The sequence below is a fragment of the Ruegeria sp. CDSA246 genome (genome assembly GCF_059611225.1).
Genome location: NZ_JBXWPD010000003.1, coordinates 50,242 through 74,646 on the forward strand (window position 1 = coordinate 50,242; position 24,405 = coordinate 74,646).

Genomic DNA, 24,405 nt, shown 5'->3' on the forward strand with positions numbered 1-24,405 from the left:
GACTAATTGGAGGTTTTGGTTTGAGAGGATCACTGTAATCAGTGATCTTCTTTATTAGGATCGGCAAAACAACATGATAGACTTAAGTAAAATTCGGCCAATGCGAAGAAGCCGCAACTACGAGATTTATCAGCATCCGTTTGTTGAGCGCGCGCTGTTGAAAGTCAGGGTGGATGAACCGGTGCGCAACCACGTGATTCCTCGTTATGCCGAGAGACGCTATGGCAACCTCCGTCAGTGGAACCGGGAAGCAAACGAATACTTAGCCGCGCTGACTCGAGGCTGCCCCGAGATTGAACGCCTTGCGGATTTTATGGGGTATGCTGCGACATCTCAAGGACCAGCACTGGTGGTCGAAAAGATGACCGGCCCAGATGGTGATTTGGCACCAACGCTGGAGTCTGAACGGGCCGCATTGGGCGATGATTTGTCAGAGCGCAAACAGCTGCACGGTGAGTTTATGGAACTCATGGACGACCTTGAACGTGGCCGGATTATCGTGGGCGACCTGAGTTTTGAAAACATTGTGCGGGCGCAAGAACGCGATGGGAAACTGGTCGTTATCGATGGTTTGGGCGAACGAGTGCTGTTTCCGCTGACGCTGGTTTCTGATTTAGCATTCCGCAAGTCCATCGAGCGTCGTCGGACGCGCATGGGCCAGGCATTTGGTCTGAGCTAGTAACACCCGCTCTGCGACCAACTACTGGCGTCGATTTGGCTTCGCTTCATAAGCCACCAACCGAATAGGCGCCTTCCCGCCCGAACCAAACAAGGACCTGTTGACTCCGATCAACTGGGTTAGCCAGACGATTAGCCTTTTGCGGCGCCAATCAAATCAAAGAACTTTTTTCGAACTTGGCCGAGCTTGCGGTCATTGTAACTGCGAACCCATCTTCGCAGAGGAATGACTTGTTTAGACCCAAAGCTGTCAATCCAAACCCATCGCCCGGATCCGTCGGGCCATGTTTGATAGACAAGATTGCCAGTGTTTTTGTTGCTTATGATGACACGTTCATCTGACAGTTGCTCAAAATGTCTATTGAGATCGCTCAAATGCTGAGGGGTGAGACGATCTTCGGCTATTAACTGAGACAGACTTGGGGAAAGCTGGCCATCCGGATCAGAAATGCGTTCATAGACCAGCGCCAGACCCTTGTCTGTCGGTGCAGTGCCAAACACCCTGCAAACGGGCATAACGTCCGGGCTTTCCTGATGGCGGACCATCAGAAAAAAGGCTTCATCAAACTCACGCATGAAACCCTTAAAAGCGGTAGCTCTGCGGAACAGCCGGTCATACCATTTGTCGGTTACAAGCCTCGAACCTGCATCCATCGTATGAGGTTGTGGAACCTTTAACAGCAACCCCTTATCAAATGGGTGTTCATACACGAATTGCCTGTTTCCCTTCGCGATAACAGGGCTGTTTCCTAGTTCAAGCAAGGTGGGGTTTTGGTGGCATTTCATTTTTTCTGTTTAAGTTGATTACAGACCAACGCAAGTCGTTTTTTGATCGTTGAAAGCGATAAGACGACGCGAACTACCTTTACTTTCTGGCCGATGGTTATGTCCGCCTGAGCAGCCTGACACGGAACGGTTCCGAGTTTACCTATGCTATTCTGCGCCCCGGTGACACGTTTGGTGAGTTGGGTGTATTCCAAAAAAGCCAATATGCAGGCACCGCAACCGCGCTGAATTCTGTCACTGTCTACCGCATTCGCAGAGATGTTCTGAACATGCTCAGCCGCTCCAATATGTCGACCTGTCTGGCCCTGAGCGATCTGGTCGCGGAAAGGTTCCGAACATTCGTTGACGCCACGCGTTGTCTGACAATGAACAGCCTGTCGGCGCGCCTTGCGGAAGCTTTGTTGCGCGTTGCCAGTCAGATCGGCGAGCCGATCTCGGTCGACGGACGGCAGGCGATCAGGATCGGGGCGTTTGCTACGCAATCCGATATCGGGAGTATGGTCCGCAGTACCCGCAGCAACGTGAATCGAGGCCTGAAAGAGTGGGAGCGCGCCGACGCAATTCGAATCCAGGATCGCTCAATCATTATTCTGAATGCATCCTTCCTGGAACGGCTTCATGAAATGGAGTACGGTGCCGTTTCAAGACCCTGAGCGCTGTGAGGCTATCACAGGAATTCCGAAGCGGCATCGAATGTATCGGTCAGGTTATGCGCAGATCTTAGTGCCCCCTAGAATGCCACTCCGTCGGCATTGCCACCAAATCGCCTCGGGCCAAATAAGAGACGACGAAACTGGGAAAACGCTGCTGTTCAAAGTGATTTAGCGGGGTTTGTCGAGCACTGAAGACGGGGGAAATGTGCTCCTTCAGTTGTGCCTGTTTGTTTTGATCAGCCTCGCAGCCAGTTGACTGCAACCTACACACCTTTGCGACAGGTGACGGCCGATTTAGATGTCGGGTGTCAACGTGCTCGTGCCAAGCTGGCAACCCAAGGAGAGGGGGATCTTTGTGTTGAAGACACCCCGAAAAGGTGCCAACTGAATTGCGCGGGCCACAGTACGCGAGCGATGCGGCTTATTCTTTTGACAACTTAAGGGTGGCATCGGTCGAACCGGTCTTTTTTAAAGACCCGGCCATGTCACTTAAGGCGCGATAAACCTCTCCGGCTTGGGGGTGCCAGTTTGCCACGTCGCGTCCCTGAGTGGTCACGACTCGTTCATCTCCGCGCGCGGCCGGGCCCGTCAATGCCTGTTGCGGTCCCAAAGCAACGACATTTTTCGCAGTGCTTTCAAGAAGCCTTGCGTTCAGCAGTGGGACCACATCGGCCCTGACCCCGGCTTCAGCCCAGGCTTCGCGCGCGATGGCTTGCAGCACTACTGCAAAGTTGTTCGAGATCACGGCCGCCGCGTGATAAAGGCTCTTGCCATCAGAGCGGATCGAAAAGCATTCGGCCCCCATTCTTTCCAAAATGGGTTTGAGGATGGCTAATGCATCGGCGTCACCTTCAAGGCCGCACAGGGTGCCCGTGAACTGTTTTATCGCTTTATCGGGGTCAGCGAAGGACAGGACCGGATGCACACTGGCCAAACGCCAGCCCAGCCTACGCAACGCGGCCAGCTCATCAGCCGGGAAGAATCCGCTGCAGTGAAATACTGTGGGGCGTTGTTCTGTCGCTGTTTGCGTCGCGGCAAGGTCCGAGGCGACGCAAGAGATTTGCGTGTCCGGTACTGCGACAACCCAGAGATCGGCTGGCCGCATATCTGATAGGTCAGTTTCGGCCCGACCTGCGCCGACGCGTTGAACAGCGTTTTCTGCCGAGTTCCGACTTGCACTAAGAACATCCTGTATTTCGCAATCCGCCAAAGAGCTGAGAAGGCTCAGAAATGTCTGACCGACCCGGCCCGCTCCGATCAGATTTACTTTGATCCTGTCCATTTTTTTCGGCCTTTGGCGACTGGCTTTGTCAGAACTATGCCTGCGGCGCAGGGCCATTGCAAAGGCCCGGCTTGACAGGATTGCAATTTCAAAGTTTCAGCGACCACCTTTCGGTTTTTGCCGGACATCACCAATCCGATCTATTGGCGTTTCTCGCAAAGTGCCTCATGTACAGTGACAACCATTGAGGCTGTGTCTCAGTCCAGATTACCCGCGCACAGTTCGGTCGTGACAGAGCCGATTGGCTATTCTGGTGGAATTTGATCCAGAAACTTCGGCAACGTGCGAGCATCTTTGACGTTGCTGCAGCTCGATCGACCGCGGGTTTCAATGGACCTTTGGAACAATGACACAGTATTCTCACGTTCAGCGTCTTTAGACGTCGACACTGTGTGCTGAAATCCGGAATATATCTTTTCAACCCGATCAGGTGCAAGAGACTGGCGACGAACCCGATCGTTTGCCTCGGCGGTGATCTGAACAGCACTTTCATGGCCGGCTAAGCCGGGAAACGCTTGGCTTACTCGCGCGACAACCGAGATGAATAGTAGTATGCAATCGCTTGGGTTCGGTTCTTTACGGCCAGTTTCTCATAAATGTTGGACAAGTGAAATTTGACCGTGTTGGTGGAAATCTGAAGCTCCTTCGATAAATCCCGGTTGGACATACCCTGTGCCAGAGCCTCGAGAATCGCGCGCTCTTTGCGGGACAGGCTTTGGATGGGGTCCTGCTGCATTTTGCGAACGTCAACGAAGGGAAACACCATCTTGCCATCGGCGACGTCTGCACAGGTTTTCAGCAAGCCTTCGACCTCGCCAGATCGCGCAGCAAACCCGGCGGCCCCCGCTTGCATTGCCAGTCTTGGAACGTCACCGGACGTATCGCCGTAAACGACAAACCGTGGTGCATTGGCCTGTTCGCGCAGCACCTCAATCAGTTTGGCTGCACCCAAAACGGGAAGATTCCAGTCGATAACTCCGACTTTCACGGGAACCCGCATCACCGTCCCCAAAAAGCCTTCGGCCGTCGCCGAGGTCGCAACAAGCGAGAATCGTGAGTCGCGTTCAAAGATCTCCGACATGGCCGACAGGACCAGAGGATTGCTGTCGGCCAGCATGACGTCAATCGGTTTCTGTACGGTTTCAACCATCTGATTTCTGTCCAATTTCCGCAAAAACTACCCGTATAGGTAGGTGGAATTTCAGTATACCTTTGTATTTTTACCTAAAAAGGTGGGAAATTTCCCACCCAAATAGCCATCCTAAAGCAGTAGTAAGTTACGTTGTGTCACGAGGCAAGTCCGCGTTTCCTAATTGGCAATGCAACCCAATGGGCCCAGATGCCCCTTCAAATGCCGAGGACGTCAACCGATGACATTTCAGATTTTCCCTCCGCTTGAGATCCCCGAGACCTTGGCCGCCGGTCCCGGGCCGGGCAATACGGATGCACGTGTTCTGCAAGCTTTCACCAACGCGGGCGTGGCCGATCACATGCAGGGCGATGTTCTCAGGGGCATGGTTGAATGCAAACACATGCTTCGCAAGGTCTGGGGCACCCAAAACGCATATACTTTCGCCGTCGCCGGGACAGGTTGGAGCGCGCTGGACACCATGTTCTCTGCCGTCATGCCCGGTGACAAGGTCGTGGCCTTTGCCAACGGAACCTTCTCCGGGATCGACGCGCTGACTTTGCGGATCAAGGCGGCCACACCAGAGGAACATGCCGCCAATCCGCTGGATCCTCAGGCAGCAAGTGTCACAGTGATTGATGTCCCGCATGGTCAGCCGGTGACCGGTGAAATGGCCGAGGACGCGTTGGCGGAACACAAGCCCAAATGGGCTTTCATGGCGCATTGGGAAACCGGATCTGGTCGCGTCAACGACCTGCGCGCGTTCTCGGATGCGTGCGAGCGTCACGGTGTAATGGGTCTGATTGATGCAGTTTCATCGCTGGGTGTGGATGACTTTTCGATCGATGACTATCCGGGGATCGCCGGTTGGGCGTCATGTCCGCAAAAGGGGCTTTGTTGTCTGCCCCTGACTTACGCGCCGGTCAGTTTTACGGATACCTTTATCCGATCTCTCAAGACCACAGGTGCCTACACTTACGTGCACAATCCGATTTTCGAAGCGCGCCATTGGGGCATTGTCGACGGTCAGGATGTTGAAAAAGGGACCTATCACAGAACGCATTCCGGATACGCCGTCGCCGCGTTCCATGAGTCCCTGCGTCTGACATTGCAGGAAGGTCTGGCCAGACGGTCGGCATCCTACAAGACCCACGAGCGCGTGCTGCGCGACGCCGTAACAGCCATGGGGTGCGAGGTGACCTCGGATATGCCCAGCCTTGTTGTGCTCAACCTGCCGCCGGAACTGGCTGGTCGCGAAATGGAATTGGTGCAGAATTGCCGGGCACAGGGCTTTGGCATCTGGCCGACGCTGAGCGCGCCGGTTCAGGTTCGCATTGGCATTCTCAATCAGCTCAACCGACAGGCCGTCAGCCGCATCGTGCGTCTATTTGCCGAGGCCATCCGGGAACTGGGCGGTCAGATCGAATTCGAAGAGATCGAGGCGCTGCTCGAAAGCCGGTACGGCACGTCGATCGCGGCTTAATCACACTGCATGAACGGGAGGATTGCAGATGGATATTCATGAATATCAGGCGAAAGAGGTTCTTTCGAATTTCGGTGTTGCCGTGCCGTCGGGCGCTTTGGCTTACAGCCCTGAACAGGCGGCCTACCGCGCGCGTGAACTGGGCGGAGACAAGTGGATTGTCAAAGCGCAGGTTCATGCCGGCGGCCGCGGCAAGGCGGGTGGCGTCAAGCTGTGCAACACCGAAAATGAGATCTACCAGGCCTGTGACGACCTGTTTGGCCGCAAGCTTGTGACACATCAGACAGGACCCGAGGGCAAGGGTATCTACCGTGTTTATGTCGAATCTGCCGTGCCTATCGACCGCGAGATTTATCTGGGCTTCGTGCTGGATCGCTCCAGCCAGCGGGTGATGATCGTCGCGTCGTCTGAAGGTGGGATGGAGATCGAAGATATCTCGGCCGAGCGCCCCGACAGCATCGTGCGGTCTATTGTGGAACCCGCTGTGGGCCTGCAAGAGTTTCAGGCGCGCGAGATCGCGTTCAACCTTGGGCTGGAACCGCGTCTGGTTCAGCAAATGGTGCGGACATTGCAGGGCTGCTATGCCGCGTTCAGCGAACTGGACGCCACGATGGTTGAAATCAACCCGCTGGTCGTCACAGGTGACGACCGCGTGTTGGCATTGGATGCCAAGATGAGCTTTGACGACAACGCCCTGTTCCGGCATCCCCAGATTTCTGAACTGCGCGACAAAAGCCAGGAAGACCCGCGCGAAAGCCGCGCGGCGGATCGTGGTCTTTCCTATGTTGGGCTGGAAGGCAATATCGGTTGCATCGTGAACGGCGCTGGTTTGGCTATGGCCACGATGGATACGATCAAGCTGGCCGGAGGAGAGCCCGCAAACTTCCTCGACATCGGTGGTGGAGCGTCTCCAGAACGAGTAGCAAAGGCGTTCAGGCTGGTTCTGTCGGACAACAATGTTCAGGCGGTGCTGGTCAACATCTTCGCCGGGATCAACCGTTGTGACTGGGTTGCCGAAGGCGTCGTGCAGGCACTGCGCGAGATCGAGATCGACATTCCGGTCGTTGTGCGCCTTGCTGGAACGAATGTCGAAGAGGGCCAGAAAATTCTGGCCAAATCCGGTCTTCCGATCATCCGCGCCACTACTCTGATGGAGGCCGCAGAACGCGCTGTCGGCGCGTGGCGCAACGATCTGTCCCAAAACACCAAGATGAGGGCTGTGTAATGAGCATTCTTCTCGACCGCGACACACGGGTTATCGTTCAGGGCATCACCGGACGCATGGCGCGCTTTCATACGAAGGACATGCTGGCCTATGGCACAAACGTCGTTGGCGGTGTTGTCCCCGGCAAAGGCGGCGAAACCGTCGAGGGTGTGCCGGTTTTTGACACCGTCAAACAGGCCGTCGAAGCCACCGGAGCGGATGCCAGCCTTGTTTTCGTACCCCCACCGTTCGCCGCGGATTCCATCATGGAGGCCGCCGACGCAGGTATTCGCTATTGCGTGTGCATCACCGATGGCATCCCGGCGCAGGATATGATCCGGGTCAAGCGCTACATGTATCGCTATCCCAAAGACAAACGCATGGTGCTGACCGGACCAAACTGCGCGGGTACAATCAGCCCAGGTAAAGCGCTATTGGGGATCATGCCCGGACACATCTATTTGCCGGGCAATGTCGGAATCATTGGCCGCTCGGGGACGCTTGGGTACGAGGCTGCGGCCCAACTCAAGGAACGTGGTATTGGCGTTTCGACCAGCGTGGGTATCGGTGGTGATCCGATCAACGGGTCCTCGTTCCGCGATATCCTTGAGCGGTTCGAACAGGACGAAAGTACCGAAGTCATCGCCATGATCGGCGAGATCGGTGGCCCACAGGAGGCCGAGGCCGCGGAATACATCCGCGATCATGTGACCAAACCCGTCGTCGCCTATGTCGCAGGCTTGACCGCACCCAAAGGCCGGACGATGGGCCACGCGGGCGCGATCATCTCGGCCTTTGGCGAAAGCGCGTCCGAGAAAGTCGAAATCCTTTCGGCAGCCGGCGTCACGGTCGCTGAAAATCCCGCTGTTATCGGCGAAACCATCGCCCGCGTCATGGGAAAGGCTGCGTAATGGCTAAACCTTCGGTTCTTGTTACCCGTCGCTGGCCTGCTGCCGTCGAGGCGCAGTTGGCCGAGAATTACAACGTCGTTCTGAATACCGGGGACAAGCCCATGTCCCCGGCTGAAATACGGGATTCCTTGAAACGCTATGATGCGGTGTTGCCCACTGTCACAGATACGCTGAACGCCGAGGCACTGGACGTTTCAGCGGCGCAAACCAGGATCCTTGCAAATTACGGGGTCGGCTACAGCCACATCTGCGAACCCGCGGCCCGCGAATTGGGCATGACGGTGACAAACACGCCTGACGTTCTGTCCGAATGCACTGCTGATATTGCGATGACGTTGCTGCTGATGGTGGCGCGCCGTGCAGGTGAGGGAGAGCGTGAGTTGCGCTCGGGCAACTGGACCGGATGGCGGCCTACACATCTGGTGGGCACCAAGGTCAGTGGCAAAACTCTGGGCATCATCGGCTACGGCCGCATCGGACAAGAGATGGCCCGCCGGGCGCACCACGGGTTCGGGATGGATATCATTGTCTACAACCGCAGCAAGGTTGCGCCGGATGTACTGGCCCGATGCAACGCAACTCAGGTAGATACGATTGACGATCTGTTGCCGCAGTGTGACTTCGTTTCGTTGCATTGCCCTGGTGGTGTTGCGAACCGGCACCTGATCAACTCGCGCCGGTTAAGCCTGATGAAACCCGACGCCTTTCTGATCAACACCGCGCGCGGTGAGGTGATCGACGAATGGGCACTGATCCAGGCGCTGATGTTTGACATGATCGGCGGAGCGGCGCTGGATGTTTTCGATGGCGAACCCCGCATCAGCCCGGACCTGTTGCAATGCGACAACCTCGTGATGCTGCCGCATCTGGGCAGCGCCACGCGCGAGGCGCGCGAAGCGATGGGGTTTCGCGTTCTGGATAACCTCAACGACTTTTTCGCCGGACGCGCGCCCCGAGATCGCGTGATCTGAGGCCAACCCCGATCACTCTGAACCAAAAGACGAAGGACCCAAACCATGAGCTTTCATTCCATCGACCAGGCGCCCGCCCGCCTGAACCGCAGCGAACTTGCCGTTCCGGGCAGCCAGCCTGGTATGTTCGAAAAGGCCGCGAAATCAGATGTGGACGTCATTTTTCTTGACCTCGAAGACGCTGTTGCCCCGGACGAAAAGGAACAGGCGCGTAAGAATATCATCGAGGCACTGAATGATATCGATTGGGGTTCCAAAACCATGTCGGTTCGGATCAACGGGCTGGATACCCATTACATGTATCGCGACGTGGTCGATGTGGTCGAACAGGCTGGTGAGCGGCTGGACCTTATCATGGTCCCAAAGGTAGGCACCGCCGCAGACGTCTATGCTGTTGATATGCTTGTCACTCAGATCGAGGATGCCAAAGGATATAAGAAGCGGATCGGTTTTGAACACATTATCGAAACTGCATTGGGCATGCAGAACGTCAGCGAGATCGCGGCCGCCTCAAAACGCAATGAAAGCCTGCATTTTGGGGTTGCCGATTATGCCGCTTCTACCCGCGCGCGGACGACGATCATCGGTGGGGTGAACCCGGATTATTCGGTTCTGACAGACGCGGATGCTGATGGTGGCCGTCTGACTCATTGGGGCGACATGTGGCACTATGCACTAGCCCGCATGGTCGTTGCTGCCCGTGCTAATGGTCTGCGCCCAATCGACGGGCCTTTCGGAGACTTTCAGGATCCTGACGGCTACAAGGCTGCGGCAAAACGTGCGGCCGTTCTGGGCTGCGAAGGCAAATGGGCCATCCATCCCAGCCAGATTGCATTGGCCAACGAGGTCATGTCCCCATCTGACGCTGAGGTGAACAAGGCACAGCGTATCCTTATCGCCATGTCCGAGGCCGAGGCATCCGGGAAAGGTGCTGTGTCGCTGGATGGACGATTGATCGACTATGCCTCGATCCGTCAGGCAGAAGTATTGGTCGAAAAGGCAGGCCAGATAGCGGCGGCATAAACCAAGGTAGACCAGGCATCACTTGGCGCGGGGTCGTTCAGACCCTGCGTTTCGATTTTACGACTACGATCGGAAACGCATGGCCGCGACGACCCCTGCGGACTTGTTCCTTGCTTTCAACCCCACGATCGGTTCAAACTAGGTCCTTGCCAATTGATGTTCGGCTGCCCCAAAGATTGATCGGGTCTTGAAAGGGGCTATCGCGCTGATAAAGAACAACAAGATCTCGTCGAATGTTAGCACTCACAGACAAATCGAAGACCGAACAGCAAATAGCTTTCGAGATTTTTGTTCAGGCGGAATTTGCCTATCTGGAGCTGTCATCCATCATTGCAGTTTTGCAGACGGCAAATGATGTTCTCAACCGCGATCTTTTTCGGTGGCGGATTACGTCGGACACGCCCGGCTTGGTATCCAGCAGTTCAGACCTGATTGTGCGGGCAACGCCTGCCATCTCTGACCAGTATCTGAGCGATTGCCTGTGTGTCGTGGGCGGTCAATTGGGAAATGTCAGTACATGGTTGCGACGCGTCCGGGCAATGCAAAAGCATAAACGACCGGTTGCCTTGTTTTCGGACGCGGCGCGCGAATATATCAAGGCGACAGTGCAACAATCCGGGCCGGTCACGGCACATTGGCGCGACATAGGTTTGCTGCGTGAGATTGGGGATTACCCCATGCTTTCTGAAAGTCTTGTTGCCCGAAATGGAACGGTGCTGACTTGCGCCGGGCACGGTCATACCGTCGAGGCGATCATCGGCATTCTGGCCGAGGTTCTTGAGCCTCAGGACAGGGCTGAACTGGCCTGTCAATTGATGCTGAACGACGTTCGGGGCCACGCGCAAGAGCAACCCAAAGGCGTGAGCGCGAACCCGAATTTCCTAGAAAAGCGGCTGCAAAACGCGATCCGCATCATGGAAGAAAACACGGAACACCCGTTGCCAACGGCCAGTCTTGCCCGCCGCGTGGGCGTATCCACCCGGCAGTTAGAGCGCCAGTTTATGCTGCACTTGAGCACATCGCCCGGAAAATTTTATAGAAAGATCAGATTAAAAAAAGCGTTTACCCTGGTCTCGAACTCGCAAATGCCGATTATTGACATCGCCATTGCCTGCGGTTTTGCATCAACCTCTACGCTTGCCCAGACATTTAAGGCCGAATACGGCAAAACACCAAAGCAATTGCGGCGCACCGAGTGACCTTTATGTGGCCTCCGGAATTTCTGGCAGGTTATGCTGAGGGGCCAAGGGTCTTATCTGCATCGCAAAGGCGGTAGACATTCACTTTCCTTGAACGTCCTTTGACCGTGAATTCGCCGCAGTCGATTAGATGAAAAACCGGGCCGATCAGTCGCGCTGTGGCATCGCTGATCAAAATCCTGGTTTGCTCGTCACTTGGCAGTTCGCCTACCAGGGTTTCGATCCGGGCACAGGTGTTCACCGTGTCGCCGATCACTGTGTAATTCATCCTGTCGACGGCCCCGATATTGCCGACAATCAGCGGTCCGGTGTGCACCGCGATCTTGACGCCGTACTCGACGCCAGCCTCAGCCAGAGATTGCTTGATTGCCAATGCAGCCCGGCAGGCGCGCTCGGCATGATCCGTCTGGTCCTGAGGGGCGCCCCAGAACGCCATCGCCGCGTCGCCGATGTATTTGTCGAGCGTTCCGCCTTCGGCTTCGATACAGCGGTTCAGGATCTCGAAATGCCGGTTCAGCATTGCTGCCGTGGCTTGTGGTGTCATGGCCTCGGATGCGGGTGTGAACCCCACGATGTCGGCGAACATGACGGTCAGTTCGACTTCGCGCGGCAACACAAGGTTAGGGTCTCCGGTCTTTAGCATTTGCCGTACAAGGGTTCGGGGCAAATAAGTTTGAAACCAGCGCAGCCCGTCGAGCATCTTGTTGAAGGCCACAGCCTGAAGGTTCAGTTCAGAGACCCGAGAGGGGGGCAGGTGGTCGATTTGGTTCAGATTCAGCTCGCTGATTTTGATGGCTTCTTCGGTCGACCTGTGAATGGGTGCCGCCAATCGTCTGGCCAAAACAAGCGCCGCAATGACCGAAGCGATCAGTAAACCAAGACTGACCAGGGCGGCATCACTCAGCCGGGACCACTGGTTGCTCCAATCGCTTAGTGGAGAATACTGCCCGATCACCCACGGCTCAGATCCGAAGCCTCTGACGATGCTTGTCAAAACCAGGTGTTCTCCGTTCAGCGCCTCGACCAGATATCCGACAAATGTTCCATCGTTGCCCTGAAACTCAGGTGGCTGCATCAGCATTTGTGAGATGACCGCGTCATCAAGTGCTGCGACCGAATGCAAGGGGGCGTTTGAGCTTAACGTGTTTGCAGACAGGTTCAGCAATTTGGGATGGGCCAGAACGCGGTTGTCACCGTACAGAACAAAACCGGTTGCCCCGTATTTCCCGCTTAACTCGTCGACCAGGCCCGAGAAATGGTGAACGGTAGAAGAAACGAGCACGGCCCCGAGGAAAATACCGTCTTTATAGGCAGGTACAGTCGCTGAGATATGTGTCCGGCCCTGGTCAAAGAAGGGTTCGTTCCAGAACAAACCATCATAGCCTTTAACATCTTTAAGATACTGAAGTGTGCCTGCAGCCGGAGGCTCGTATGACGTTATTAAACGTGGCCCCTCAACATCCGTGATATGTGTTGAAATGAACAGACTGCCGTCAGGATACACGATGGCAAGATCTGTCAGATACGGGACCGAAGCCACCACGCCTTTGAAGTAGGCTTTCAGAAAATCGGTGTCGTGCAGATCGACTTCACCCGTGCTTGCGTCTTCTTGTAGGGATTGTGCCAGTTCCTCGATCGGTGTCGTCAGGCTGAAGATATCGTCTTCGATGGATTCGACGATCATCGCGGCAGACGTATTCAACAGTTCCGTCGTGTTCTGAAAATTGGCATAAGTCGAAACCAACAGAACTGCGCCAGCCGATATTGCCACCAGTCCGCCAATGGTCAGCGCCAGCAGAGTGGAAATTCGGATTTTCAACCTTGTTTGGCGGTTGCTTTGCGCCTGGGCGCTTTTGTCGATCACGCCAGTGTGCTGCGTATGCTTGTCTTCGTTGACCATCTTTGAACGATATTTAGCTTGGCGACCCGTTACAACGCCTCGTTGACTTCTGAGGCGGGATCACCGCTAGCCAAGATAGGCACGCAGGCTTGGCGGCGGGTTGTCAAAGAGTTCCGCTGTCTGAACGGGGGCATGCACCGTTTCGTCTGCAACAAGTACGGTTTGGTCGGCAATACGGCGTGCATCCTGCGGGTCGTGGCTGACCATCAACAGGGTCGTTTGAGTTTCGGCTACCAGATCGGCCACCAAATCCAGCATTTCGGCCTTTAGGGCTGGCCCAAGGGCCGCAAATGGTTCGTCCAAAAGCAACAGTTCGCGCCGCTGCACAAGTACGCGGGCCAGGGCAACCCGGCTTTGCTGTCCTCCGGACAGTTCCGAGGGTTTGCGCGCGCCCATACCATGCAAAGAAACCCGGCCCAGAGCGGACTGAACCTGTGCATCCTCGTCTTCGGACAACCGACCGTTTGGGCGCAGGCCCAGGGCGATGTTTTGTTCAGCCGTCAGATGCGGAAACAGGTTTCCGTCTTGAAACAGCATCGCCATAGGGCGCTTGCCGGGATGCAAGTTGGAAATCTGCTGACCACCCCAAAAGATCTGACCCTTTTTCAGATCCCGAAATCCAGCGATAGTCTCCAACAATGTGGACTTGCCCGCCCCGGAGGGGCCGACAATGGCAATGCTGTTGCCAACCTCGATCTGGATATCGGCGTTTAGGGTGAAATTCCCGTTTTCAATCACGCAGTCGTCAAGCTTCAGCATGCGAGCGCCCTCCTCGGTCCAATAGCCAGAATGCGCCCATGGACAGCAGCAACAGCAGTAATGCCCCGCCGGCAGCCGCCTGCATCTGATAGGCACCCATCAAGCGGTAGATTTGCAAGGGCAGGGTCGCGATCTGCGGATCGGCGAACAGTGCGATCACGCCCAGATCACCCATTGACAGAGCCGCCCCAAGACCAGCGGCGAAACCGATCTGTGGACGCATGCGCGGTAGCAAGATGCGCGTGAAAAACGTCCATTTTGTCATATCCAATGAAAGCGCGAGACGTCCGTGCCTAGCGGTTATGTCGCGCGCCGCGGGGACCAGAATGCGTAAAGCAAAGGGCAGGGCCATCGCGGCATTCACCAAAGCAGTGACAGGCAGAGCCAATGTCGTCGGATTTGCCAAAGGCCGGATCAGGATGAACAGGCCCGTACCGATGACCAGTGGTGATGCCGCCAAACCCAAAATGCCACTGAGTTCCACAAGCCCGTGCCGGCCGCTCGCGACGGCGGTGGCCATGGGCAAAGCAAGCAAAAGCAGGACAGCGGTACTTGCAGCGGCAACAAGGACCGAGATCAACGCGGCACGAAAAACGATTGCGGGCATGTCAAACAACCCGGCAACTCCCGAAATTACGACCGATGCCAAAGGCAGTAGCAAAAAGACGGCCGCTGCGACGATCCAGAATACATCTATCGTCGGCGCACCCCCGTCCCAGCGGCGCAATGCGCGATCAAGGCCTGTTCCAAAACCGTCCCCGCGCGAAAACTTCAGCGCCACTAAAGCGGTCGCAGCTGTCAGGGCAAGTTGCAGGGCGGATAACAGGGCGGCGCGGCCCAGGTCGAAATCGTAGGTGAAGGCCTGATAGATCGCCAGTTCGATCGTTGTAGCCCGTGGTCCTCCGCCCAAGGTGAGGGCGACGGCGAAGCTGGTCAGGCAAATGGCGAAGATTACTGCAAGAACCCCGGGCAGGGTCCGTTTCAGCATGGGCATCTCGATCAGTCGAAACATGGCCATGCCGTTGCATCCCAGTTGTGCGGCCAGGCGAAACCGTTCTGCCGGAATTTCCTGCCAGGCTTGCAACACAAGGCGTGTGGCCAGAGGCAGATTGAAGAACACATGCGCCAATACGACGCCATGCAAGCCGTAGATGCGTATGGGCGGCAGGCCGAAAATGCCAAGGATGTCCGAGATCCATCCCGACCGGCCAAAGACTTGCAGCAGACCCAGAATGGCAACGATGACCGGCAGGATGAAGGGCGCGCCCAAAAGCGCAATTAAAGCCCGTCGGCCGGGGAACCTCCGACGTGCCAAAGCCCGCGCAACCGGCACGGCCAACACCACGCTGAACAATGCGGACAGTGTGGCTTGGGTCAGCGTGAACCGCAGCGCAGCCCAGTCGGCGGGAGTGAACCCGCCGCTGGTTTCAGCACGCAGTGCAACCGCCGCAAGAGTGCCCAGGATCAGCGCGGCGACCAGAGCTGCCGCACCGATACCGGGCCATAGGCTTACTGGCTGAGCGCGTTCTGCCATTCTGCCAGGGCCTGATCCCGCACGGCGGCGGCTTCATCGGGAGAGAACAGCAGCGACTTTGCCGGCACTGTCAGGGTGTCAAACCCTTTAGGCAAACCTTCTGCCGGGGTTACGGCCGGGTACATCCAGTTGGTTGTCGGAATAATTTGCTGGAACGCATCCGAGACCATGTACTGCAAAAACTGATCCGCCAGTTCGGCCTGATCCGTCGCGGCCAGCTTTGCCGCAACCTCAACTTGCAGATAGTTGCCCTCGTCAAAAGCGGACGCGGCCTTGCTGCCGTCATCCTCGGCGATCAGGTGATAGGCCGGAGATGTGGTGTAACTGAGAACCATGTCCGACTCGCCCTCAAGGAACAGGCCGTATGCCTCGGACCAACCTTTGGTGACGGTCACGATGTTGTCGGAAAGACCTGCCCAGATTTCGGGTGCTTCGTCACCATAAGCCGCTTTGACCCACATCAGCAGACCCAGACCTGGTGTGGACGAGCGAGGGTCCTGGATGATGATCTTGGTGTTGCTGTCCGCCAGTTCCCGGAAGTTTGCAGGCGCTGTCGCATCCGCTTTGTGAACGAAGGCGAAGTAGCCCCAGTCATACGGTGTGAACGTGTCATCGGTCCATTCGATCGGCAGCGCGAAGTCGGCAGAGACGGAATTGGGCGCAAACAGGCCGGTTTCCCGGGCCGCTGCAATCAGGTTGGTATCCAGACCAAGCACGACGTCGGCGTCAGAGTTTTCACCCTCAAGCCGGACACGCGACAAAAGTGCGGCACCATCTTCGACGCCCACGAGGTTCAGCTCGCAGTCGCAGGTTGCCTCAAAGGCTTCTTTGACCTGCGGGCCGGGGCCCCAATCGGATACAAAGCTGTCATAGGTGTAAACGGTTAGCTGAGGCTTGTCGGCAGCGATGGCCGTAGTTGCACTCAGAAGTCCCGCAGCAATTAGCAGATGTTTCATGTCATCCTCCATTGCGGCGAGAGGGCAAGGATGGATGAAACCGAAACCCTTCCCTCCGCCGGTTCTAGCCGGTTCAGGTTCTACGGGTTCGCTTGATAAGCATCTCAGCGCGGCAGGCCGTGCTCCCCGAGGTGAGGCCGTCACTAGGGGGGATTGGCTAGAAAGACAACCAAATTCGGTGCCTCAGCGCGGTGCGTGTCACATGCGGGCAAGTAAACCTGTCCGGAGTCGGACGCCCTTTGAACCTGTAATACGTTTGGTTCAAAGGGCCATAGGTCAGAAGTAACGCAGCCAAATATAGACGTTCGCGATCATCAGGGTGAGGATCATGATCGGGAATGCAATTTTGGCGAAGGCGATGAAGCCGATGGGCTGCTTGGCCTTTTCCGCAAAAGCAGCCACCGTAAGGTTGGCGCTTGCCCCCAACAGTGTACCGTTGCCGCCCAGACAGGCCCCAAGCGCCAGCGACCACCAAAGGGGTTCAATCGCGTCCTTGCCGCCGAACGTGTCTGCGGTGGACTCGATCAGAGGGATCATCGTTGCCACGAAAGGAATGTTGTCGAGGATTGCGGACAAAATGCCGGAGGCCCAAAAGATGAAGAACGCGGTCCACATCATGTCGCCTTGGGTCAGCTCCAGCACTTTCTCACCGAAGAATGCCAGCAGTCCAACATGTTCGACACCGGCAACGATGACGAACAGCCCACCGAAGAAAAAGATTGTGACCCATTCAACTTCGCCAAAGATGTGGTGAACCGACTCCGACTGTTCTTCACCGCTTTGGTGGCCATAGGCCAGCAGCATCAACAGGCCCGCACCGGCCAACGCTGACGTACCCGGCTGAATGCCGTAGCTGTGCCCCAGCGTGAACCCCAGCAAAACCAGAGCCAAAACGGCCAGAGACTTGATCATCAAGACTACATCAGTAACCGCTTCGGATTCGTTGAACCCCATAATCCGATCGCTGGCCGATTTCGGAATGCGGGCCAGTTCCTTGCGGTTCATAAGGTAAATAATGCCGGTCAGGACAACCAGACATATGGCCGAGATAGGCGCCAGGTTCACCACGAAATCGTTGAAGCTAAGCCCTGCGGCCGAGCCAATGATGATGTTGGGTGGGTCACCGATCAGCGTCGCTGTTCCGCCCACGTTCGAGGCCAGGATCTCGGCGACAAAGAACGGGAACACACGCGTTTCCAGGGCTTCAGTGATCAGCAGCGTAATCGGGGCGATCAGCAAAACGGTCGTCACGTTGTCCAGCAGGGCCGAGAACACCGCCGTAATCAGCGTCAGCATGATGAGGATGCCGGTTGGATTGGCTTTCACCGCTTTTGCGGCCTTGATCGCTACGTATTGGAACAATCCGCATTTGCTGGTGATCCCCACGATGACCATCATGCCGATAAGCAGTGCCAGAGTGTTGGCGTCCACACCCGCCACGGCCTGTTCCTGATTGATGATGCCAAACAGGACCATCAGGGACGCGCCCAGCATCGTCAGAATGGCGCGGTTAACCTTTTCGGTGATCAGGACCGCATACACCAAAATCAGAATTCCGGTCGCGATCCAAAGCGGATCAATGCCCAATAGTTGTGGAACAGAGAGAGCGGCCTCTCCGTGTGACGTCGAATGCGTAGCCAAGGTTTTAGTCCGGTTTGTATAGGGTTAGCTGAGTGCGCGATCCAAAAGCGAGTTGGCGCTTACGGTGCCAACGAAACGGTTGGTTTCGGGCTCAACAAGGATCACGTGCCGTTTGAATTTGTAGATCAGGAAGATACCTTCCATCACCGGCGTATCAGGTGCAGCGACAGGGATGTTCGAGGGCCTCGACATGTTGTCGCGAACCTTTTCGGTCTTCAGCCGCTCCATCTGTTGTTCGAAATCATCCCGCGTCAGATTCATGAAGCTGAGCGAGTCGATCGCGACGCGCGACGCATCATCATTTAGACCGATTGTAGCCGCCTTCGGCAGAATCAGTTTCAGCAGCGTCGGGGCGGTAAAGACGCCAACATAAGTCCCGTCTTCGGCCACGACAGGCAGAAACCGTGCCCGGCTGCCCCTGATGATGTTGAAAGCCGTGGCGATGCTTTCATCCGGCAGAATGGTCTTTTGTACCTCAGGCGGCACCATCACGTCATAGCAGGTTAGGCCCATGCTTTTCCTCTGACTTCACGCGGCTATCGGGTGAAACGCCATCCAACAGCCACAGGGCACGCCCTTTTCGGCTTGTTAAAGCGTGTCAGGGCGAATCAAAATTTGTTGATGTGCACTGATTCCATTGCCGGGCGGAATTGACCAGCCCGGTAATGAAATTAAGTTGTTATCCTTCCGTTATTCGCGATGCAGGCCAATAACGGAAGGTTGGTTTCAGCTTGGGTTTGCGTCAGAGGCGTTTTGTGCCTCAGCTTTCGTTTCCGAAATAACCGGGGCTGCCTTCGAGGCGAGGAAAGCCGTAGTCCCTCAAAGGCGCAGGTCAGCTGTAATTCGGTGCGCGTTTTTGCAGTTTGGCCGCAACGCTTTCGGCGAAATCCGGGGATTGTAGCTGCGCGGCAAAGATCTTGATTTCTGCGGCCATGTGTCCGGCCACTTCGTCACGCTGATTGCGGATCAGGACCTTGGACTGCTTGAGCGCCACTGGGGATGAGGCTGCAATGGCTTTTGCGATCTCCTGGACTTCGCTCATCAACTCACCGTCGGCAAAGACGCGCGCGACCAACCCGTGGTTCAGGGCCTCGGATGCCGTCAGAACCCGCCCCGCCAGCAAGACGTCATTGGCGACAGCCATGCCGAGGGACGCAGGCAGCAACATCGAAGAACCGGCCTCGGGCACCAGACCCAGTTGGACAAATGGAGCGCTGAATGAAGCGCTGTTCGCGGAATAGACCAGATCGCAGTGCAGCAGCATGGTCAGGCCAACACCAATTGCAGAACCGTTGACTGCGGCGATCAGGGGTTTCGGACAATCCCGGATCGCATTCAGGAACCGAATAATCGGATTTTCAACGTCACCCGCCGGAAGGCCCCCTGTCATAAAGTCCTGCAGGTCATTCCCGGCTGTGAACATATCGCCTTCACCAGTGATGACCAGCGCCCGGGCATGATCAGTTTGACCGTATTCTTCGATGGCTTCAGCTATCGCAGTATACATGGCAAAAGTGATCGCGTTTTTCTTGTCTGTGCGAGAAATCGTGACTGTGGTGACGCGATCCTGAGTGCTGACGATGATATGTTCGCTCATGGCGTTATTCCTTGGATGTCCGGCGGAATTTGTGCCGCGTCGGCTGTGGGTTTCCTGCATGTGGGCAAGTTCGTATGCGGGCAAATAGCCTGCGTCAACAAATCAGGGCGGTTACCTCACGTCGCCGGGCGAGTGTGCCAGATTGATCCCCACCGCTGAATTCAGTGGTGCCTTAACTTTGCAGCGCAGCCACGACTTTTTTTACATCTGGAGGAGATCTACGTCTTTTTGCGTAAGCTATCCGGTAATCCTGCCGCAAAGGGATCGGCGACATGCTCATCCTGGTGAGGGTCTCCGACTTTAAATCCATCGCCGTCATTTCTACTGAACCAGCGCCCTCAGGAACGGGCGCTTTCCGCCGGGCAATCCGTTTCTGGTCAGAGCTTTTGAAATTCTTATGCTCCCCAAAAAGGCTATCCATTGATAAAACCCTGTTTCAAGCCCTGCTTAGGATAACAGGAAGGGAGGGTCGAAGATGCGTGATGTCATAAACTTGGATTTGTATCCGCTGGACCAGCCGGGCAGCATGGCCTGGCACAGCCTGATCGAACGCTGCAAAGCCGATCTTTCTGAGAATGGACTTTTCAACCTGCCTGGCTTTGTTCGCGACAGTGCGCTGGAATCGGCGGTGTCTGAGCTGCAACCGGTTTTCGCTGAAGAGGCTTTTGTCCATGCACGGCGGCACAACATCTATTTCAGGACGTCTATCGAGGGCCTCGGTAGCAACCATCCTGCCCTGACCCAACTTGAAACGTCTAACAGGACGATTTGCGCCGATCAGTTGGGGCAGGCCTTTGTCATCCGCCTGTATGAATGGCCGCCATTTGCGAAGTTTCTGGCCGCGGTCATGGAAAAGCCTAAGCTTTTTGTCATGGATGATCCGCTGGCCCGCGTGAATGTAATGGCTTACTCAGCCGGGCAGGCCCTGAACTGGCATTTCGACAGGTCCGAATTCACCACAACGCTGCTGTTGCAAGCGCCGTTGGCGGGCGTTGAATTCGAGTACGAAAAGGACCTGCGTAGTGATGACAACCCTAATTATGACGGGGTGGCTGAATTGCTGGAAGGTCGGCGCAAGCCCACACTCATGAAACTGCAACCGGGGACTTTGAACATCTTCAAAGGCAAAAACACGGCGCACCGCGTTTCGCCTGTTCAAGGCGACCGCGACCGCATGATCGCCGTGTTTTCCTTTTATGATCGGCCAAATGTTCAGTTCACAGACGAAGAACGCATCGGGTTTTACGGGCGCGCGTCGTGATCTGAGATGGCACATGCCTGACCCTAGCCAGTGTCAGAATCGTTAATCCGGACAGCGCTAAAGCCTCTGACTGCGTCGTTCTGATGGGAACTCAATAAGACATCTGGGTGCGTTCCCAAACGGGCGAATACCCCGGGCACTGAAACGCAAAAAAAGCAAGTGTCCGAGATGCTTTGGTGTCCCCGGCTATGTTCAGCCCGTTCTGGGTTTTCATGCCAAAACGGGCTGCCCGGTCAGGTCATAGACATTCCGCCAAAGTTTTTGCGATGCTCCGGATCATTTGCGGGTACAGTTCGGCCCCAGGTTCAAGATCAGAACCTAGCGGATCTATCACACCGGTATTCGCTTCGGTTCTGTCCAAGACGGTGGCGACGATGCCGGGGTTGAATTGCGGCTCTGACAGAACACAATTGATCCCTTCTTCACGAATGCGCACCTGAATTTCTGAAATCCGCGCCGGACTTGGATCCGACGCATCGCTGAGCGAAATCGCACCCGACGCGGGGATGTCGAAGGCGTTCTCGAAGTACTGATAGGCATCGTGGAACACGATGAAGTTGCTTCCGCGTACAGGTTCCAGAGTTGCACTTACTTCAGCAGAGAGGGCTGCCATCTCTTCGCGCGCAGCCGCCGCGTTTGCGAAATATGCACCCGCATTGTCCGGGTCCGCAGCGGAAAGCTGAGCGGCAATCACGTTCAGCCAGGTGTCGGCGTTTTTGGGCGAAAGCCAGGCATGCGGATCATGATCGCCGTGCGCGTGGTCATGGTGGTCGTCGTGTTCTGCATGATCCTCGTGATCGTGGTCATCGCCCTCGGCATGCTCTTCGTGGTCATGATCGTCATGGTCTTTGTCGTCGGCATGATCCTCGTGACCATGATCGTCATGTTCCTCCTCTTCGGCGTGATCTTCATCGTCATGATCGTGCGCCTCAAACAGCGCATCCTCGCGGAAATCCAGAAGGACGGTGCCATCCACTTCCAGCAGGGGGGTGACTGTCGCGCCGTTGGCCAGGGTCTCTACCGCGCCTTCCATCCATGGGGTCAGGTCCTTCCCCATCCAGAATACCAGATCCGCATTTTGCAGGGCAGCCGCCTCAGAAGGGCGCAGGTTGTATTCATGCGGGGACGCGCCGGTTTGTACGATCAGGTTAGGTGTCCCAACACCTTCCATCACGCGCGCCACCAACGAGTGCACCGGTGCAATATCAACTGCAACATTTGGGACATCGGCCATTGCTGTGCCCCCCATCAACGCAGCCGTGATCGAAACAGGAAGAAGCTTTCTGGACATCAAACCCTCTATGTGATTTTATAACGTTGCGAGTGGCATATATGATATGGAATAACATGACAAGTGAGACGAGACCTGCACCTGCCGAAGACTCCGCCCTTGTCGGATTCCAAAAGCACGACCACGCGCACTGCGTCGAAAGCAGCCTGACCGTTGCCGAGACCCGGTGCAAAGAAGAAGGTTTGCGGCTGACTCCCGTGCGGCGCAAGGTTTTGGAAATGCTGCTGCAGGAACATCGGGCCTTGGGTGCCTATACAATCCTTGATCGATTGCGCGACGAAGGCTTCGGATCGCAGCCGCCGGTGGCTTATCGCGCCCTCGATTTTCTTGTTGAGAACGGGTTTGTCCACAAAATCGAACGGTTGAACGCATTTGTCGCCTGCGCGCATCCCGGGGCAACGCATTCCCCGGCCTTCATGATTTGTAGGAAATGTGATGCCGTGGCCGAAGCACATTCAACACCCGCGAAAGGAGAGCTGGGCGCAGCCGCGCGGGCGGTGGGTTTCGAGATTGAGCGGACCGTTGTAGAAGCCGAAGGCGTTTGCCCCGACTGCACCGAAAAGGCGTAGAAATGAACCTGATTACCGTAGAAGACCTCAGCGTTAGCTATGGGGCCAATACCGTGTTACGGCACATTAACATGGGGGTCGAACCTGGTGAAATCGTGACCATCGTCGGCCCTAACGGTTCGGGTAAGACAAGCCTGCTGCGCGCCATAATCGGTGCAATCAAACCGTCTGCCGGGCGGGTAAAGCGAAAGCTGGGGCTGAGAATTGGTTACGTCCCGCAAAAGCTGCATATCGACCCGACCTTGCCGATCACCGTCGAACGGTTCATGCGGCTGACCCATCGCGCCTCAAAGAAGGATTGCGCGACTGCGTTGGAAACAGCCGGAGTGCCCGATCTGCTCAAGCGCCAGATGTCACAGCTTTCGGGCGGACAATTCCAGCGCGTGCTGCTGGCGCGAGCCTTGATCAACCGGCCCGAAATCCTGTTGCTGGATGAAGCCACGCAAGGGTTGGACCAGCCCGGTTCGGCTGCGTTTTATCGCCAGATCGAAGACGTGCGCCAGGAAACAGGGTGCGCGATCATCATAATAAGCCACGAACTCCACGTGGTGATGAGCGCCTCGGACCGGGTGATCTGCCTGAACGGCCATGTCTGCTGCGAGGGCTCACCTGCGGTCGTGGCCTCGGCCCCCGAATACCGCGCCCTGTTCGGAACCGGAACAGGCGGTGCCCTTGCCCTTTACCGCCATGATCATGATCACAACCACGATCATCATCATGACCATGGAACAGATTCTCAGGAAGCCGCAGAATAATGCTTGATGATTTCATGACCCGGGCCACACTGGCCGGAGTTGGCGTGGCCTTTGCTGCAGCGCCGTTGGGGTGTTTTGTGGTGTGGCGCCGTATGGCCTATTTCGGCGATGCCACAGCGCACGCCGCCATTCTTGGCGTCGCCCTGTCGCTAACGTTTCAGATGTCGATTTTTACAGGCGCGCTGGCCGTCGCCTTGTTGATGGCGCTGACCGTGACACTGTTGGTAGGTCGTGGTTACGCTATGGATACGTTGCTGGGCGTCATGGCGCATTCCGCCTTGGCATTCGGTCTTGTGGCAGTCTCATTCCTCTCCGGTGTCCGGATTGATTTGATGGCCTATCTGTTTGGCGACATTCTGGCCGTTTCCCGTTCGGATCTGGCCGTCATCTGGGGTGGCGCTGCACTGGTCGTAGTTTTGATTGCGTGGCGTTGGTCCCAGTTGTTGACGGCGACGTTGAACGAGGAACTGGCGTATGCCAGCGGGTTCGACCCCAAGCGAGAACAACTGATTTTGACGCTTGCACTGGCCATCACGGTGGCAGTCGCCATCAAGGTCGTGGGCGTTTTGTTGATCGCGGCAATGCTGATAATACCGGCCGCAGCGGCGCGGAGTCTGGCACGGTCACCGGAAACGATGGCTCTGATCGCTGCAGCGATTGGGGCGACATCTGCTGTGGCCGGGTTGCGAGCGGCTTATGTCTTCGACACGCCCGCAGGTCCTTCCATCGTCTGCGTCGCCGCCATTCTGTTTGCCTGTTTTAGCCTGCTTGGATGGCAACGCCATACCAAGCCCTGAAAACCGCCTGGAAACTGCAACCGATG

The 24,405-nt window shown here is 56.3% G+C and carries 24 protein-coding genes, 1 pseudogene and 1 riboswitch; of the genes and pseudogenes, 13 read left to right on the plus strand and 12 right to left on the minus strand.

Annotated features, from left to right (window positions below; genetic code table 11):
- Positions 1 to 73: 73 nt before the first annotated feature.
- The gene (locus AC2FI9_RS04915) at positions 74 to 679 is read left to right on the plus strand and encodes a YrbL family protein (RefSeq protein ID WP_496724932.1); all 606 of its coding nucleotides are present in this window, start codon (positions 74 to 76) and stop codon (positions 677 to 679) included.
- Positions 680 to 810: 131 nt separating this feature from the next.
- Here the strand turns inward: AC2FI9_RS04915 and AC2FI9_RS04920 are convergent, their stop codons facing one another.
- Positions 811 to 1,464, minus strand: coding sequence for a YrbL family protein (locus AC2FI9_RS04920; protein ID WP_496766185.1), 654 nt, complete (start codon positions 1,462 to 1,464; stop codon positions 811 to 813).
- 74 nt (positions 1,465 to 1,538) lie between these two features.
- On the opposite strand from AC2FI9_RS04920, the pseudogene AC2FI9_RS04925 reads away from it, so the two are divergent.
- A pseudogene (locus AC2FI9_RS04925) lies at positions 1,539 to 1,733 on the plus strand (cyclic nucleotide-binding domain-containing protein); the annotation flags it as partial.
- The gene (locus AC2FI9_RS04930; protein ID WP_496766538.1) at positions 1,713 to 2,117 is read left to right on the plus strand and encodes a Crp/Fnr family transcriptional regulator; all 405 of its coding nucleotides are present in this window, start codon (positions 1,713 to 1,715) and stop codon (positions 2,115 to 2,117) included. The pseudogene AC2FI9_RS04925 and the gene AC2FI9_RS04930, both read left to right, overlap by 21 nt.
- Before the next feature lie 421 nt (positions 2,118 to 2,538).
- Here the strand turns inward: AC2FI9_RS04930 and AC2FI9_RS04935 are convergent, their stop codons facing one another.
- The 3 genes from AC2FI9_RS04935 to AC2FI9_RS04945 form a co-directional block, all read right to left on the minus strand.
- On the minus strand, positions 2,539 to 3,399 hold the full coding sequence (locus tag AC2FI9_RS04935) for a Rossmann-like and DUF2520 domain-containing protein (protein WP_496766188.1): 861 nt from the start codon (positions 3,397 to 3,399) through the stop codon (positions 2,539 to 2,541).
- Between the two features lie 127 nt (positions 3,400 to 3,526).
- Positions 3,527 to 3,892 carry a transposase gene (locus tag AC2FI9_RS04940; protein WP_496766190.1) on the minus strand — a complete coding sequence of 122 codons (366 nt, stop codon included), beginning with the start codon at positions 3,890 to 3,892 and terminating at the stop codon, positions 3,527 to 3,529.
- A 27-nt stretch (positions 3,893 to 3,919) separates the two neighbouring features.
- Positions 3,920 to 4,549 carry a response regulator transcription factor gene (locus AC2FI9_RS04945; protein WP_496766192.1) on the minus strand — a complete coding sequence of 210 codons (630 nt, stop codon included), beginning with the start codon at positions 4,547 to 4,549 and terminating at the stop codon, positions 3,920 to 3,922.
- Positions 4,550 to 4,769: 220 nt separating this feature from the next.
- On the opposite strand from AC2FI9_RS04945, the gene AC2FI9_RS04950 reads away from it, so the two are divergent.
- The 6 genes from AC2FI9_RS04950 (at position 4,770) to AC2FI9_RS04975 (ending at position 11,319) form a co-directional block, all read left to right on the plus strand.
- A complete protein-coding gene (locus AC2FI9_RS04950) occupies positions 4,770 to 6,011 on the plus strand; it encodes a pyridoxal-phosphate-dependent aminotransferase family protein (RefSeq protein WP_496766194.1) in 1,242 nt (413 codons plus the stop codon).
- Positions 6,012 to 6,039: 28 nt separating this feature from the next.
- Positions 6,040 to 7,236, plus strand: coding sequence for a malate--CoA ligase subunit beta (locus AC2FI9_RS04955; protein ID WP_170559666.1), 1,197 nt, complete (start codon positions 6,040 to 6,042; stop codon positions 7,234 to 7,236).
- Complete coding sequence (gene sucD, locus AC2FI9_RS04960; RefSeq protein WP_496766196.1) at positions 7,236 to 8,126, plus strand: succinate--CoA ligase subunit alpha; 891 nt, start codon at positions 7,236 to 7,238, stop codon at positions 8,124 to 8,126. Before AC2FI9_RS04955 ends, sucD begins: the two co-directional genes overlap by 1 nt.
- A complete protein-coding gene (locus AC2FI9_RS04965) occupies positions 8,126 to 9,097 on the plus strand; it encodes a 2-hydroxyacid dehydrogenase (RefSeq protein ID WP_496724919.1) in 972 nt (323 codons plus the stop codon). The genes sucD and AC2FI9_RS04965 overlap by 1 nt, the downstream gene beginning before the upstream one ends.
- A 45-nt stretch (positions 9,098 to 9,142) precedes the next feature.
- On the plus strand, positions 9,143 to 10,120 hold the full coding sequence (locus AC2FI9_RS04970; protein WP_496724917.1) for an HpcH/HpaI aldolase/citrate lyase family protein: 978 nt from the start codon (positions 9,143 to 9,145) through the stop codon (positions 10,118 to 10,120).
- A gap of 233 nt (positions 10,121 to 10,353) precedes the next feature.
- The gene (locus tag AC2FI9_RS04975; protein WP_496766198.1) at positions 10,354 to 11,319 is read left to right on the plus strand and encodes a GlxA family transcriptional regulator; all 966 of its coding nucleotides are present in this window, start codon (positions 10,354 to 10,356) and stop codon (positions 11,317 to 11,319) included.
- A 31-nt stretch (positions 11,320 to 11,350) separates the two neighbouring features.
- Here AC2FI9_RS04975 and AC2FI9_RS04980 read toward each other — a convergent pair whose 3' ends face one another.
- The 7 genes from AC2FI9_RS04980 to AC2FI9_RS05010 all read right to left on the minus strand — a co-directional run bounded on the left by AC2FI9_RS04980 (position 11,351) and on the right by AC2FI9_RS05010 (position 19,706).
- Positions 11,351 to 13,219: an adenylate/guanylate cyclase domain-containing protein gene (locus tag AC2FI9_RS04980; protein ID WP_496766200.1), complete on the minus strand. Its 1,869-nt coding sequence runs from the start codon at positions 13,217 to 13,219 to the stop codon at positions 11,351 to 11,353.
- A 66-nt stretch (positions 13,220 to 13,285) separates the two neighbouring features.
- A complete protein-coding gene (locus AC2FI9_RS04985; RefSeq protein WP_496766203.1) occupies positions 13,286 to 13,978 on the minus strand; it encodes a thiamine ABC transporter ATP-binding protein in 693 nt (230 codons plus the stop codon).
- Positions 13,965 to 15,512, minus strand: coding sequence for a thiamine/thiamine pyrophosphate ABC transporter permease ThiP (locus tag AC2FI9_RS04990; RefSeq protein WP_496766205.1), 1,548 nt, complete (start codon positions 15,510 to 15,512; stop codon positions 13,965 to 13,967). Before AC2FI9_RS04990 ends, AC2FI9_RS04985 begins: the two co-directional genes overlap by 14 nt.
- Entirely contained in the window at positions 15,488 to 16,468 is a 981-nt protein-coding gene (thiB, locus tag AC2FI9_RS04995) for a thiamine ABC transporter substrate binding subunit (RefSeq protein ID WP_496766207.1), read from the minus strand. Before thiB ends, AC2FI9_RS04990 begins: the two co-directional genes overlap by 25 nt.
- A 33-nt stretch (positions 16,469 to 16,501) precedes the next feature.
- Positions 16,502 to 16,607, minus strand: a riboswitch (TPP riboswitch).
- A 137-nt stretch (positions 16,608 to 16,744) separates the two neighbouring features.
- Complete coding sequence (locus AC2FI9_RS05000; protein ID WP_282169644.1) at positions 16,745 to 18,109, minus strand: ArsB/NhaD family transporter; 1,365 nt, start codon at positions 18,107 to 18,109, stop codon at positions 16,745 to 16,747.
- A 24-nt stretch (positions 18,110 to 18,133) separates the two neighbouring features.
- Positions 18,134 to 18,622 carry a CBS domain-containing protein gene (locus tag AC2FI9_RS05005; RefSeq protein ID WP_058272048.1) on the minus strand — a complete coding sequence of 163 codons (489 nt, stop codon included), beginning with the start codon at positions 18,620 to 18,622 and terminating at the stop codon, positions 18,134 to 18,136.
- 319 nt (positions 18,623 to 18,941) lie between these two features.
- On the minus strand, positions 18,942 to 19,706 hold the full coding sequence (locus tag AC2FI9_RS05010; protein ID WP_496766210.1) for an enoyl-CoA hydratase: 765 nt from the start codon (positions 19,704 to 19,706) through the stop codon (positions 18,942 to 18,944).
- A 475-nt stretch (positions 19,707 to 20,181) separates the two neighbouring features.
- On the opposite strand from AC2FI9_RS05010, the gene AC2FI9_RS05015 reads away from it, so the two are divergent.
- On the plus strand, positions 20,182 to 20,967 hold the full coding sequence (locus AC2FI9_RS05015) for a HalD/BesD family halogenase (protein WP_496766213.1): 786 nt from the start codon (positions 20,182 to 20,184) through the stop codon (positions 20,965 to 20,967).
- A 238-nt stretch (positions 20,968 to 21,205) separates the two neighbouring features.
- Here the strand turns inward: AC2FI9_RS05015 and AC2FI9_RS05020 are convergent, their stop codons facing one another.
- Entirely contained in the window at positions 21,206 to 22,258 is a 1,053-nt protein-coding gene (locus AC2FI9_RS05020; RefSeq protein WP_496766215.1) for a zinc ABC transporter substrate-binding protein, read from the minus strand.
- 56 nt (positions 22,259 to 22,314) lie between these two features.
- Between AC2FI9_RS05020 and AC2FI9_RS05025 the strand changes: the two genes are divergently transcribed.
- Genes AC2FI9_RS05025 through AC2FI9_RS05035 form a run of 3 tightly spaced genes read left to right on the plus strand, consistent with a single transcriptional unit; the run spans position 22,315 to position 24,379 of the window.
- Positions 22,315 to 22,827 carry a Fur family transcriptional regulator gene (locus tag AC2FI9_RS05025; protein WP_496734856.1) on the plus strand — a complete coding sequence of 171 codons (513 nt, stop codon included), beginning with the start codon at positions 22,315 to 22,317 and terminating at the stop codon, positions 22,825 to 22,827.
- Positions 22,828 to 22,829: 2 nt separating this feature from the next.
- Positions 22,830 to 23,582: a metal ABC transporter ATP-binding protein gene (locus AC2FI9_RS05030; RefSeq protein ID WP_496766217.1), complete on the plus strand. Its 753-nt coding sequence runs from the start codon at positions 22,830 to 22,832 to the stop codon at positions 23,580 to 23,582.
- Positions 23,582 to 24,379 (plus strand): iron chelate uptake ABC transporter family permease subunit, encoded by a 798-nt coding sequence (locus tag AC2FI9_RS05035; RefSeq protein ID WP_496739138.1) that lies wholly within the window; start codon positions 23,582 to 23,584, stop codon positions 24,377 to 24,379. The genes AC2FI9_RS05030 and AC2FI9_RS05035 overlap by 1 nt, the downstream gene beginning before the upstream one ends.
- The last annotated feature ends 26 nt before the right edge of the window (positions 24,380 to 24,405 follow it).

Excerpts from the sequence above, each read along its gene's own strand:
- AC2FI9_RS05010 (WP_496766210.1), bottom strand. The coding sequence starts at position 19,706 with ATGAGCGAACATATCATCGTCAGCACTCAGGATCGCGTCACCACAGTC.
- sucD (WP_496766196.1), top strand. The coding sequence starts at position 7,236 with ATGAGCATTCTTCTCGACCGCGACACACGGGTTATCGTTCAGGGCATC.
- AC2FI9_RS04985 (WP_496766203.1), bottom strand. The coding sequence starts at position 13,978 with ATGCTGAAGCTTGACGACTGCGTGATTGAAAACGGGAATTTCACCCTA.
- AC2FI9_RS04915 (WP_496724932.1), top strand. The coding sequence starts at position 74 with ATGATAGACTTAAGTAAAATTCGGCCAATGCGAAGAAGCCGCAACTAC.
- AC2FI9_RS04945 (WP_496766192.1), bottom strand. The coding sequence starts at position 4,549 with ATGGTTGAAACCGTACAGAAACCGATTGACGTCATGCTGGCCGACAGC.
- AC2FI9_RS04940 (WP_496766190.1), bottom strand. The coding sequence starts at position 3,892 with ATGAAAGTGCTGTTCAGATCACCGCCGAGGCAAACGATCGGGTTCGTC.
- AC2FI9_RS04970 (WP_496724917.1), top strand. The coding sequence starts at position 9,143 with ATGAGCTTTCATTCCATCGACCAGGCGCCCGCCCGCCTGAACCGCAGC.
- AC2FI9_RS04955 (WP_170559666.1), top strand. The coding sequence starts at position 6,040 with ATGGATATTCATGAATATCAGGCGAAAGAGGTTCTTTCGAATTTCGGT.
- AC2FI9_RS04965 (WP_496724919.1), top strand. The coding sequence starts at position 8,126 with ATGGCTAAACCTTCGGTTCTTGTTACCCGTCGCTGGCCTGCTGCCGTC.
- AC2FI9_RS04980 (WP_496766200.1), bottom strand. The coding sequence starts at position 13,219 with ATGGTCAACGAAGACAAGCATACGCAGCACACTGGCGTGATCGACAAA.
- AC2FI9_RS04990 (WP_496766205.1), bottom strand. The coding sequence starts at position 15,512 with ATGGCAGAACGCGCTCAGCCAGTAAGCCTATGGCCCGGTATCGGTGCG.
- AC2FI9_RS05015 (WP_496766213.1), top strand. The coding sequence starts at position 20,182 with ATGCGTGATGTCATAAACTTGGATTTGTATCCGCTGGACCAGCCGGGC.
- AC2FI9_RS04935 (WP_496766188.1), bottom strand. The coding sequence starts at position 3,399 with ATGGACAGGATCAAAGTAAATCTGATCGGAGCGGGCCGGGTCGGTCAG.
- AC2FI9_RS04920 (WP_496766185.1), bottom strand. The coding sequence starts at position 1,464 with ATGAAATGCCACCAAAACCCCACCTTGCTTGAACTAGGAAACAGCCCT.
- AC2FI9_RS05035 (WP_496739138.1), top strand. The coding sequence starts at position 23,582 with ATGCTTGATGATTTCATGACCCGGGCCACACTGGCCGGAGTTGGCGTG.
- AC2FI9_RS05030 (WP_496766217.1), top strand. The coding sequence starts at position 22,830 with ATGAACCTGATTACCGTAGAAGACCTCAGCGTTAGCTATGGGGCCAAT.
- AC2FI9_RS04975 (WP_496766198.1), top strand. The coding sequence starts at position 10,354 with ATGTTAGCACTCACAGACAAATCGAAGACCGAACAGCAAATAGCTTTC.
- AC2FI9_RS04950 (WP_496766194.1), top strand. The coding sequence starts at position 4,770 with ATGACATTTCAGATTTTCCCTCCGCTTGAGATCCCCGAGACCTTGGCC.
- AC2FI9_RS05025 (WP_496734856.1), top strand. The coding sequence starts at position 22,315 with ATGACAAGTGAGACGAGACCTGCACCTGCCGAAGACTCCGCCCTTGTC.
- thiB (WP_496766207.1), bottom strand. The coding sequence starts at position 16,468 with ATGAAACATCTGCTAATTGCTGCGGGACTTCTGAGTGCAACTACGGCC.
- AC2FI9_RS05005 (WP_058272048.1), bottom strand. The coding sequence starts at position 18,622 with ATGGGCCTAACCTGCTATGACGTGATGGTGCCGCCTGAGGTACAAAAG.
- AC2FI9_RS05020 (WP_496766215.1), bottom strand. The coding sequence starts at position 22,258 with ATGTCCAGAAAGCTTCTTCCTGTTTCGATCACGGCTGCGTTGATGGGG.